10 protein-coding genes are annotated in these 12,082 nt (G+C 53.8%); all 10 read left to right on the top strand.

Going from position 1 to position 12,082, the window contains the following annotated elements:
- Positions 1 to 29 precede the first annotated feature (29 nt).
- Positions 30 to 1,373, top strand: a complete 1,344-nt coding sequence (gene rmuC / locus AC4ED1_RS12195) for a DNA recombination protein RmuC (RefSeq protein WP_490938972.1) — start codon at positions 30 to 32, stop codon at positions 1,371 to 1,373.
- Between the two features lie 42 nt (positions 1,374 to 1,415).
- Positions 1,416 to 2,315, top strand: coding sequence for an arginase (gene rocF / locus AC4ED1_RS12190; RefSeq protein WP_490938970.1), 900 nt, complete (start codon positions 1,416 to 1,418; stop codon positions 2,313 to 2,315).
- Between the two features lie 318 nt (positions 2,316 to 2,633).
- Positions 2,634 to 3,338, top strand: coding sequence for a phosphoadenylyl-sulfate reductase (locus AC4ED1_RS12185; RefSeq protein ID WP_490938968.1), 705 nt, complete (start codon positions 2,634 to 2,636; stop codon positions 3,336 to 3,338).
- Between the two features lie 74 nt (positions 3,339 to 3,412).
- Positions 3,413 to 4,183 (top strand): sulfite exporter TauE/SafE family protein, encoded by a 771-nt coding sequence (locus tag AC4ED1_RS12180; RefSeq protein WP_490938966.1) that lies wholly within the window; start codon positions 3,413 to 3,415, stop codon positions 4,181 to 4,183.
- A 12-nt stretch (positions 4,184 to 4,195) separates the two neighbouring features.
- Positions 4,196 to 5,365, top strand: coding sequence for a sulfate adenylyltransferase (gene sat, locus AC4ED1_RS12175; RefSeq protein WP_490938964.1), 1,170 nt, complete (start codon positions 4,196 to 4,198; stop codon positions 5,363 to 5,365).
- Positions 5,366 to 5,548: 183 nt separating this feature from the next.
- On the top strand, positions 5,549 to 6,382 hold the full coding sequence (gene cdaA / locus AC4ED1_RS12170; protein WP_490938962.1) for a diadenylate cyclase CdaA: 834 nt from the start codon (positions 5,549 to 5,551) through the stop codon (positions 6,380 to 6,382).
- The gene (locus AC4ED1_RS12165; protein ID WP_490938960.1) at positions 6,382 to 7,317 is read left to right on the top strand and encodes a CdaR family protein; all 936 of its coding nucleotides are present in this window, start codon (positions 6,382 to 6,384) and stop codon (positions 7,315 to 7,317) included. Before cdaA ends, AC4ED1_RS12165 begins: the two co-directional genes overlap by 1 nt.
- Positions 7,318 to 7,394: 77 nt before the next feature.
- Positions 7,395 to 8,741 carry a phosphoglucosamine mutase gene (gene glmM / locus AC4ED1_RS12160; protein ID WP_490938958.1) on the top strand — a complete coding sequence of 449 codons (1,347 nt, stop codon included), beginning with the start codon at positions 7,395 to 7,397 and terminating at the stop codon, positions 8,739 to 8,741.
- 447 nt (positions 8,742 to 9,188) lie between these two features.
- Complete coding sequence (gene glmS / locus AC4ED1_RS12155; RefSeq protein WP_490938956.1) at positions 9,189 to 11,021, top strand: glutamine--fructose-6-phosphate transaminase (isomerizing); 1,833 nt, start codon at positions 9,189 to 9,191, stop codon at positions 11,019 to 11,021.
- Between the two features lie 673 nt (positions 11,022 to 11,694).
- Positions 11,695 to 12,082, top strand: a 388-nt coding sequence (merR, locus tag AC4ED1_RS12150) for a mercury resistance transcriptional regulator MerR (protein WP_490938954.1), incomplete at its 3' end; no start/stop codon positions are given.

Here is a 12,082-nt window from a genome sequence, read left to right as displayed (position 1 = left end):
GAATACACGGTTGGAAATGGGGGATACCAATGATTGAGACGCTGTTGGCCGTGTCTATAGCGGTGAACGTGGCGGTTTTGATTGTCTTGCTGACGAAAAAGAATTCCGTGCAACTTGCCGATCAACTGCAGAATCAACTTGTGTTGCTGGAAAAAACGCAGGAGCGAATGGAGAAAACCTTCCGGGACGAAATCGCAAAAAACCGGGAAGAAGCGAATTTGTCCGCCAAGCTGAGCCGGGAAGAGATCGTGAACTTGTTTAACAAGCTGACGCAAACGCTCAATCAAAACATCATGACTTCCATCGGGGAAATGGCAAACCAGCAGAAGAATCTGCTGGATGCCTTCTCCCGCAAACTGACGGAATTGACGCAGATGAACGAACAAAAGCTGGAAAAAGTAAGAGCCACGGTCGAACAGAAGCTGACGGTGCTGCAGGAGGACAACAATAAGAAGCTTGAACAAATGAGAGCGACGGTTGACGAAAAACTGAATGAGACGCTGGAAAAACGGTTGGGCGAGTCGTTTAAGCTGGTGAGCGAACGGCTTGAACAAGTTCACAAAGGACTCGGGGAAATGCAGACGCTCGCTTCCGGCGTGGGAGATTTGAAAAAGGTTCTCACCAACGTGAAGTCAAGAGGGACACTGGGCGAAATTCAATTGGAAAACATACTGGAACAAATTTTAAGCGCCGACCAGTACGAGAAAAACGTTTCCATGAAAAAAGGAAGCGCGGAGCGGGTGGAATTTGCGGTTAAGCTCCCGGGTAAAGAGGACAGCCAGAAACACGTCTGGCTGCCGATCGACTCCAAGTTCCCGCTGGAAGACTATCAACGGCTTGTGGACGCCCAGGAGGCGGGGGATTTGCAAGCGGCCAGCGATGCGGCGAAGCTGCTGGAAGCGAGAATCAAACAGGAAGCCAAAACCATTCAGGATAAATACATCAATCCGCCGGACACGACCGATTTTGCGATCATGTTCTTGCCGATTGAAGGATTGTTTGCGGAAGTGCTGCGGCGCTCGGGGCTGTGGGATACGCTGCAGCGGGAATATCGCGTCATCGTCACGGGACCGACGACCATTACGGCATTGTTGAACAGTTTGCAGATGGGATTCCGCACGCTGGCCATTCAAAAGCGTTCCAGTGAGGTATGGCAGCTTTTGGGAGCCGTCAAAACGGAGTTCTGGAAGTTTGGGGAAGTCCTTGCGAAAACCAAAAAGCAGCTTGAACAGGCTGCGAACACAATTGGCAGCGCCGAAGTGAGAACCCGCGCAATCGAAAGAAAATTAAGGTCTGTCGAAGAACTGCCGGCACCGGAAGCCCATCAGCTTTTGGGCGATTTGGAAGGGACGGTTATCGAAGAAATCGGCTGATGCGACACTAGGATAGCGAAACGAAGTGGGGGCAATCGCTTTATGAAAAAACCGGTTTCAATTCTCGGAGTACCGCTCGACCTCGGGCAGGGGCGGCGCGGCGTCGATATGGGGCCGTCGGCGATCCGCTACGCAAATTTGCAGGAACGGGTGGCCAAATTGGGGTATGAGGTGGCGGACAAAGGCAATGTCCATGTACCGACTCCCGAATCCCACCGTGTGGAAAACCCGAAATTAAAATATCTGCCCGAAATCGTGCGAGTGTCCAATGAACTGGCGGAAACGGTGGCCGGTGAAGTGCAGGCCGGCCGGCTGCCGATTATCCTGGGCGGGGATCATTCGATTTCGATCGGAAGCGTCGCCGGGGTGGCCAAGGCGATCCGGAACCTGGGTGTAATCTGGTTTGATGCGCACGGGGACATGAATACCGAAGACACGACGCCTTCCGGCAATATCCACGGCATGCCGCTGGCGGTGTCACTGGGGATCGGACATCCCGATTTGACAAAAGTCGCCGGATTCCAGCCGAAACTACGTGCGAAGAATGTGGTGCTGGTCGGCGCCCGTTCGATCGACTCGGACGAGCGGGTTTTGATCAAACAGGCCGGGATTGCCGTGTTTGACATGCACGAGATCGATAAAAAGGGGATGTCAGCCGTTATGGAAGAGGCGATCCGGATCGCTTCCAAAGATGTCGACGGCGTTCACTTGAGTCTCGATCTTGATGCTTTCGATCCGCGGGAAGCGCCTGGCGTGGGAACTCCCGTACTCGGAGGGGTTACTTACCGGGAAGGGCATTTGGCGATGGAAATGTTGGCGGATGCCAACGTGCTGGTGTCGGTGGACGTGGTGGAAGTGAATCCGATTCTCGACGTGGAGAATCGCACGGCGCGGGTTGCGGTGGATATGATTTGTTCCGTGTTGGGGGAAACGGTGATTTAAAACCTCAAGCGTTCTTCAAGCGCTTTACGTAATAAGAGGAGAATACGGAGAAAGACTGTCGGCCGGCAGTCTTTTTTCTATTGACGAATTGGAAAATGCGTAGTAAAGTGAAAACAACGAAATGCCATAAATTCATACTAAATTACTAGGAAATATTTTTCCGGAAATCTGTAACCCCTGACAAATGACTGCAATATGTTAGTAAAGGCAAGCGAATGGCACGCTCTCAGGGGGAAGCCGATCTTTTTTTCGGCTCTGGATAAGATTTTCTTATGTTGATCATTTGAACTACTTATACAAGAGGAGTGTAGAAAGCATATGAACAATGGAAAACAGTTGGTACTGTCTCCTGAGCAGGTGCAAAAATTGAACGAGGAGCTGGAGGACCGCACGCCCCAGGAAATTCTCCGTTACGCGTTTGCGACGATTGGGAATATCGCTTTTGCAAGCAGCTTCGGAGCGGAAGATGTGGCGCTGATCGACATGATTGTCAGGATCAAGCCGGACGCGAAGATTTTCTATCTGGACACGGACGTGCTGTTTCCGGAGACCTATGAGGTGAGAGACCGTATCATCGAAAAGTACAATCCGAATCTGGTTCGGTACAGCCCGCTGCTGACCCTCGAAGAGCAGGCCGAGCGGCACGGCGAGGCCCTGTGGGCGTCCGATCCGAACGCTTGCTGCAACATTCGGAAGGTGGAACCGCTGACACGGGCCCTTGCCGAACTGGACGCGTGGATTACCGGCATTCGCCGCGAACAGGCGCCGACACGCGCCAATGCGGGTGTGATCGAAGTGGATCGAAAATTCGGCCTGATCAAGTTTAATCCGCTGGCAAAATGGACTCACAAGCAAGTTTGGGATTACATTCTGGCAAACGACGTGCCCTACAACGTTCTGCACGACCGGGGATATCCAAGCATCGGATGCACGCACTGCACCCGCCCCGTAAAGCCGGGAGAAGATCCGCGGGCGGGACGTTGGGCGAACTTTGCAAAAACAGAGTGCGGCCTGCATCAATAAGAGGATTTCCACATCCTTGAGCATTGGCGGAACGCACGCGGTTGAATACCCAGGGAAAAGGGTGTGGAGAACATATGGGTTACGAAGTGTCGGTAGGAGGATTCGTCGTCGGTCTGCTCATCGGGATGACCGGAATGGGGGGCGGGTTGGTGATGACGCCGATGATGATCTTTTTGTTCGGGGTGTCGCCGACTGTGGCGATCGGAACCGACCTGATTTACGCATCGGTTACCAAAGTGTTTGGGGCGTATCAGCACTGGCGGCAGAAAACCATCGATTTCGCGGTGGTCAAGTGGCTGCTGGCAGGCAGCATCCCCGGCGCTTTGGCGGGTGTGCTGACCGTCATGCTGATGCAGAACCATTTTGACACGAAACAACTGAACAGTTCGATCGGAAAGATCCTTGGCGTCACGTATCTGCTGATTGCAGGAGTGATGCTCTGGCGGATTTTCCGGGCGAAAGGCAAACAGGTCAACTATAAAGAAGTGAAGCGGCCTCCGCGAACCAAGCTGGTTGTGTTGGGGCTCGTCGGCGGCGCAATTGTGGGAATGACGTCGGTCGGCAGCGGAACGCTTTTTATGGCGGTTCTGGCGATGATTTATCCGGTGGCGGGCGCGAAGCTGGTCGGAACGGATATTGTGCAGGCGGTGTTGGTGACCGGTGTGGCGGGATTGGCCCATATGTCGATCGGAAACGTCGATATGTCGCTTGTTTTCAAACTGTTGCTGGGATCGATTCCGGGAATTTTGATCGGCAGCAGGTTGACGACCCAAATACCCGATACGGCGGTTCGCGCGGCTCTCACGCTGATGCTGTTCCTGTCAGGAATGAAATTGCTGGGCTAGGAGGTTTGTTCGGTGAAAGATTTGATCGCACCACATGGGGGAACTTTGGTAAACCGGGTGTTACGGGGGGCCGAAAGGGAAGCGGAACTGGAGAAAGCGAAAACTTATAAAAAAATCCGGTTGGACAATTGGGGGGTTTCCGATCTGGAACTGATTGGAATCGGTGCCTTTTCGCCGCTGACCGGGTTTATCGGGCGGGAAGATTACGAATCGGTGCTCGAAACGATGCGGCTGACAAGCGGTCATGTATGGAGCCTTCCCATCACGCTGCCGGTCACGCGGGAGCAGGCGCAAACGATTGAAATCGGCGAAACCGTGGCGCTGGCCGGTGAAGACGGAGTGATCTACGGGGTACTGGAAGTCGCCGAAAAATTCGTGTACGACAAGGAGCGGGAAGCGGAAAAAGTGTATCGCACCAGGGACCCCGAACATCCGGGAGTCAGGAAGCTGTACGAACGGCCCGATGTGTATGTCGCCGGTCCCGTATGGGTGTTGAACCGTAAAGAGCCGGCGGAGTTTAAAGAATATTACCTTGATCCGGCGGAAACCCGCGCGTTGTTTCGGGAGAAAGGATGGAGATCGGTTGTCGGTTTCCAAACCCGGAATCCCGTTCACCGGGCGCATGAATATATTCAAAAATGTGCGCTTGAGATTGTTGACGGTCTGTTTCTGAACCCGTTAGTCGGGGAAACCAAGTCGGACGATATCCCGGCTGACGTGAGAATGCGCAGCTATCAGGTTCTGCTGAACAACTACTATCCCGAGCAGCGGGTTGCGTTGGCTGTGTTCCCGGCTGCCATGCGGTACGCGGGGCCGCGTGAAGCCGTGTTTCACGCGATGGTTCGCAAAAACTACGGATGCACTCATTTCATTGTCGGACGCGACCATGCGGGTGTCGGCAATTATTACGGCACCTATGACGCGCAGTTGATTTTCCGCGAGTTTACGCCGGAAGAACTGGGCATCACTCCGCTGTTTTTCGAGCACAGTTTTTATTGCACCGCATGCGGAAACATGGCGTCGCCAAAAACATGTCCGCACGACGAATCGAAGCGGCTGACCCTGTCGGGGACGAAGGTGCGGGAAAAGCTGCGGAACGGGGAGATGTTGCCGTCCGAATTCACCCGGCCGGAAGTGGCGAAAGTCCTGATCGAAGGACTTCGAGAAAAACAAGAGGTCTAAACTTTATGACAAAAACAGGCGCGTATGGGGGGATTTGAATGATTCACCCTGCGTGCTTTTTTGTTATACTATCAAAAAAGTGAAAGTTTCGGCGGCAGGAAAATCATAACAACTATCGAATCTTATGGGAGAGGTAGGGAAATCCTACGGTTAAGAGTTGCTAACGGACAGTAGGTGGCGAGATTGCAGACATTTTTAGACGTAATCGGCCAGTTTAAAATAACGGATGCGCTTGATATCTTGATTGTTGCCTTTGTTTTTTACCGGATGATCCTTTTGATTCGGGGAACCCGGGCGGTTCAGCTCCTGAAAGGGATCGTGGTGATCCTGATCATGACCGGGATTTCAAACTATCTGAACTTGCGGGCGTTAAACTGGATTCTGGACAAGACGTTAACCATCGGGTTGTTTGCAATTCCCGTCGTATTCCAGCCAGAGCTGCGCCGCGCCCTTGAACAATTGGGGCGTGGCGGCTTTTTTTCTCGTTCTTTCGCGCTGGCCAAAATTCACGAGAACGAAGAAGACGTGCGCAGGATGATCAATGAAGTTGCGAAGGCCGCATCCGTTTTGGCGAAAAACAAGATCGGGGGCCTGATTGTCATCGAGCGCGAAACGGGCATCGCCGATATTATGGAAACCGGGGTGCCGATTGAAGCGCTTGTTTCCTCCGAATTGTTGATCAACATTTTTATTCCGAATACGCCTTTGCATGACGGGGCGGTCGTGATCCGGGGGAACCGGATTGTCACGGCGAACACGTTTTTGCCTCTGTCGGACGATCCGAACCTTGCGCAGGAATTGGGTACCCGGCACCGGGCCGCGATCGGGATTACGGAGCATTCGGATGCGGTCTCGATCGTCGTCTCCGAGGAAAAAGGCTACATCTCGCTTGCGGTCAACGGCAAAATCACGCGCAACATCGATGATCAAACTTTGCGCCAAATGTTGAAAAGCCACTTGATGCCCGAGAAAACAAGCGCATTCTCGTTGTTTGGCAGAAAGACGGAGGAACAGTGATGGATTTTCTGCGAAGCAATAACTTGGTTCGGTTGATCGCGTTTGTATTGGCGGTCATGCTGTGGCTCGTCGTGCGTGCCGGTTCGGATGTTCCGGAGCCGCCCGCGCTGGCCGACAGAGTGACCGAGACGATCAGCGGGACGGCGGAAGTTTTATACGTCAAGGAACGTGTCTCCCTCGTCGGCGAGCCCCCCGAGGTGACGGTCAAGATTCACGGCGACCGGTTGGCGGTTTGGCAGACCAAGATGCAGGTCAACAAAATCAAATTTGTGGTCGACGCGAGAGCCGCAGGGGAAGGCGTACACCAATTGCCGGTGCAGGTGCAAGGACTCCCGCCGGGGGTGGTTGCCGAAAACCAGAGTGTGGCAATCCGTTTAGAACCGAATTTGCAGCAACGCTTCCAAGTCGAGCTTGTGGTGGAAGGCGTACACGATGCCGTCAAAATGGCCGCCGTTCGGGCGGAACCAAAGGAAGTCACCGTGACGGGAGCGGCGTCTTTGCTGCAGCAGGTACAAAAAGTACAGGCCCGCGTTCCGGCACAAACCTTGGAATCGCCCGGGATCGAACAGACGGTTCTGGTTTATGCCGTCAACGACAAAGGGAGAACGGTGAATGTCTCGATTCAGCCGAAAACGGTGGATGTCGTGTACGAGCCCGTAATTGAGAGCAAAGTGTTTTCGCAGTTGCGGGCCGAGGTGAAAGGTTTGACGAAAGGGAGAAAAGCGGTTCTTCCGCCGGAAGGAATCACGCTGACACTGGAAGGGGCTCCTGCGGACCTGGCGGCAGTCCGGCCCGAAGATATCAAAATCGCAATCGACGTGACGGGTCTTGCGCCCGGTGAATATGTGCGCGATGCCGCGCTGACTCTCCCCGCGACAGTCAAACTTGTGGACAAAGAGCCGCTGCGCGTGCCCGTGAAAATCGTCGCCGAATGAAACATGCGGGTTATTGCACGATTTTCCGTTCTGTGGGAGAATGGGCATAGTATTCTGTTAAAAAAGGAGCAAGCAAGTTGGGACGTTTGTTTGGGACGGACGGAGTTCGTGGAGTGGCAAATACGCAATTGACCGCCGAGCTCGCCTACCGGTTGGGGCGGGCGGGAGCGTACGTGCTGACGCGCGGCAAACAAAACGCAAAGATTGTGGTTGGAAAAGACACCCGGGTCTCAGGCGACATGCTGGAAGCGTCCCTGATAGCCGGGATTTTGTCGGTTGGCGGCAACGCCATCCGCGTAGGCGTGGTGTCTACGCCGGGAGTGGCTTATCTGACCCGGGCGTTGGGAGCCGACGCCGGGGTTATGATTTCCGCTTCGCACAATCCGGTGGCGGACAACGGCATCAAATTTTTCGGCGGAGACGGATTCAAACTGTTGGACCGGGTGGAAGACGAGATTGAATCCTTGCTTGACGGAGATGATCAGATGCCGCGTCCGGTCGGTGGAGACATCGGGCGTATGGAGGAGTGCTCCGACGCGGTTTCGCAGTATGTCGGGTATCTTCAATCCACGGTGACAAAGCGCTTCGACGGGTTGAAGGTGGTGCTCGATTGCGGCAACGGAGCGGCGTACCGGATCGCGCCGGAAGTGTTTCGGGGGCTTGGCGCGGAAGTCGTTGCGATCAATGCGGAGCCAAACGGTGTGAACATCAATGTCAAGTGTGGTTCTACATATCCGGAAGTCGTACGGGAAGCCGTATTGAAACATGGGGCTGCGGTCGGCTTGTCTTTTGACGGCGACGCGGACCGCTTGATCGCGGTGGACGAACGGGGCCAACTGGTGGACGGCGACTATGTGATGGCGATTCTCGGGCGTTCGCTGAAAGCGGCGGGAGAATTGGCTCATAACACGATCGTGACCACTGTCATGAGCAATGTCGGATTTGTGAAGGCGGCGAAAGAACTCGGCATCGAGCTGGTGCGGACGGCGGTCGGCGACCGTTACGTGATGGAAGCGATGCGGGAAGGCGGCTATACGTTGGGAGGCGAGCAGTCCGGCCACATTATCATGCTGAAGCACAACACGACGGGCGACGGAATTCTCACGGCGGTCCAGCTGACCCAGGTTATGGTGGCCGAAGGCAAACCGTTATCCGAACTGCGCAGCGTTATGCGGTCTTATCCGCAAGTGCTGGTGAATGTGCGGGTCGCAAGCAAAGAAGGTTGGGATCAAAACAAAGCGGTCCGGGAAGTGATCCGGCAGGTGGAAGAAGCATTGGGCGACGAGGGTCGCGTGCTGGTGCGTCCATCCGGGACCGAACCCCTGATCCGCGTGATGGCGGAGGGGCCCGATGCGAAGACGGTGCAGGAGTATGTTGAAAGAATCGCGAATGTAGTGCGTAAGGAGTTGGGGGCAACAAACTGATTGCGAAGATATATACGCAATTTTCTGCCGGATGGAATAAGATAGCAAAGGAGGTGATGCCGGAAGCGAGGTGCGTATCGGTGTTGCAGCCGATTTTTGGACAAATCGATGTTGTAGCCCATTTCCGGACGGAAAGGAGGATCGGGAAAAGAATATCGGGTAAGCGCCTGGACTGCGGAACGTGCTGCAGTTGACGCGGAGGAGGTCAGCGAAGATTCGGCGGGTGCCTCCCGGCAGCAATCCCTCTGCCGTAAGAGCCGCGTTTGAAAACCGGTGGGCGACCGCCGGGACAAAAACCGCTCAAGGGGAAACAAAAAAGATTTAACGAATCTCCGGCGATCGGACGGGATCGTAAAGATTGCGGGCCGTTTTTACATTGCCGATTTCGAGGCGTTCACCGGCGGTTGATCCGGCGAATGCCAGCTTTCTTCAGGAGGTTTTCATTCCATGTGTGGAATTGTCGGATATATAGGGCATCGGCAAGCCCGGGACATATTGATCAACGGGCTCAGCAAGCTGGAGTACCGGGGATATGACTCGGCGGGAATCGCCGTATACAACTCCGGATCGATTCAATTGCAAAAATCGGTGGGCCGCCTGGCGACACTGGAAGAGCGCCTAAAAGGCGACGCCGTGCTGGCGGGGTCGCAGGGAATCGGCCACACGCGTTGGGCGACCCACGGGCGCCCGTCAGATGACAATGCGCATCCACATACGGATGAAGCGGGCCGTTTTGTGGTCGTTCACAACGGGATTATTGAAAACTATCTCGAACTTCGCGAGGAATTGATCGCCAAAGGCCATAAGTTTCAATCGGAAACGGATACGGAAGTCGTTGTCCATCTGATCGAAGAACTGTACAACGGGGACCTGTTCCAAACGGTGGTGCAGGTGTTGAAGCGTATTCACGGCGCGTTTGCGCTGGGGATCATGGCACAGGATGAACCGGGCAAGCTGATTGCCGTCCGCAAGCAAAGCCCGCTGGTGATCGGACTGGGGGAAGGAGAAAACTTTATCGCTTCCGATATCCCGGCGATTCTCGAATACACGCGGAAAACATACATCATGGACGACGGCGAGATTGCGGTGCTGACGGCCGACGGGGTGGAGTGCTTTACGTTTGAAGGCAACCCGATCAGCAAAGAGGTGTTCAATGTCACCTGGGACGCCCTGGCGGCTGAAAAAGGCGGTTACGAGCACTTCATGCTGAAAGAAATCCACGAGCAGCCGCGTGCTCTCCGGGATACCCTGGCCGGCAGAATTGCGGACGACGGACGGCGTGTGGTCCTCAAAGAGCTGAATTGGACGCCTGAGCTGGCGGGGTCCATCGAGCGCATCCATATTGTGGCGTGCGGCACGTCCTGGCATGCCGGTCTGGTCGGCAAAGCCGCAATCGAAAAAATGACCCGGCTGCCGGTGGATGTCGAGATTGCCTCCGAATACCGGTACCGGGATCCGATCGTTTCGGAAAACACGTTGGTGATCGTAATCTCGCAATCGGGTGAGACGGCCGACACATTGGCCGCGCTCCGCGAGTCAAAACAGCGCGGGGCACGGGTGTTGGCGATTACGAACGTACTCGGTTCTTCGGTCAACCGGGAGGCGGACGATACCATCATCACGATGGCGGGACCCGAGATCGCCGTCGCTTCGACCAAAGCGTATACGACGCAGGTGGTCGCGCTCTATCTGTTCGCTTGTTATCTTGCGCAGGAACGCGGATCGGTGGGGGCGCATCAGGTTCCGGCGATTCTCGCCGCGTTGAAGGGGCTGCCGGAACTGGCCGAGGAGGTCCTCCAAACTGCGCCGGTAATTGAACAGTTTGCGCGGAAGTACGCCGAGAAGGAAGACGCATTTTTCATCGGTCGCGGCCTGGATTATGCCGTTGCTTTGGAAGGTGCGTTGAAGCTGAAGGAGATTTCTTACATTCACGCGGAAGCGTACGCGGCGGGCGAATTGAAGCACGGCACGCTGGCCCTGATCACGGAGGGGGTTCCGGTGATCGCGCTGGTTACACAAGACGATCTCTACGAAAAAACGGTCTCCAACATCGTCGAAGTCAAAGCGCGTGACGCGTATGTGCTGGCATTGGCGTGGCAGGGGGATCAGTCGATCTCAAAATATGCCGACGAAGTGATCACCATTCCGCGAACGATGCCGTTCCTTGCCCCGGTATTGTCCGTGATCCCGCTGCAGTTGCTCGCCTACTACGCCTCGGTGGCCCGCGGCAACGATGTGGATAAGCCGCGGAACTTGGCCAAAAGCGTGACGGTGGAGTAGGGAAGAACGTCCAAAGACGCTAATGTAAAAACCAATCAAAGTCATCTCACAGCCTAAAAATTCGTGTTAAAGCCTAAAAAGTCATGTTACGAGCCGAGCGAAATTCAGGTATTCACTCCTGTTTTTCCTTGGCTCTTTTCTAATCAGGGGAGAGGATTTATTGGGAGGGGAGAAGAAGAAAACCCTTGTGGTACAAGGGATTCAAACGTTTTTCTCTTGTTTTTTCTCGATCATTTCCTCCGATTATCTTTTGCCCTATCCCGAATCTGTTTCCCTGCCTTTCCCCCTGCTCTTAGTTCGACTTTAATTGCTTTTTTGACCCCGATTTTTCACGTCCTCATCCTTGTTTTTCTCTGAGTCCTATCACGACTATAATTGCTTTGGAATTTTTTGGTATATGGTGTGGAGAGGCGGAGAAGCCTTGTGGCTGTAAGAGCAAGCGGGGATGGGGAAAGACGACATGGGCGAGACGACTTTAATTGCAATGCACAGAAATGCTGCAAAATGGCTGAAAAGCCTTGTGGCAGTAAGACAAAGAGAGGGTGGGGAAAGGGGATGGATTGTTGAGTGATTTTATCATGAGCTTAGATTTTTTTGGTGGAAAGAATATAAGCTAACGATTGATCCTGTACCATAGTACAGGGTTTATAATGGTATGGGGTGATTGACAAAGATGTATCGTATCAGTCAATTGGCGAAAGCGTGCCATGTCAATAAGGAAACCATTCGTTATTACGAAAGGTTAGGATTGATTCCCGAACCGACTCGTACTGATTCCGGATATCGCATGTACCCGGAGGATATGGTGCAACGGATCGGTTTTATTAAACGGATGCAAGACTTGGGGTTTACACTTCATGAAATTGATAAATTGTTGGGAGTTGTTGATCGGGATGAAGTGAGATGCCGGGACATGTATGATTTTGTTGCTCTCAAACTTCAAGAGATTCAAAGCAAAATTCAAGATTTGCAAAAAATTGAAAGAATGCTCATGAGCTTAAAGAAAAAATGCCCGGAAAACAAAGAGATGTTTACATGTCCGATCATCGAAACGTTAATGG

It is taken from the genome of Effusibacillus sp. SKA8 (genome assembly GCF_058273125.1).
The sequence above is the reverse complement of the archived record's forward strand: the minus strand, read 5'-3'. Positions and strand labels throughout refer to the sequence as shown.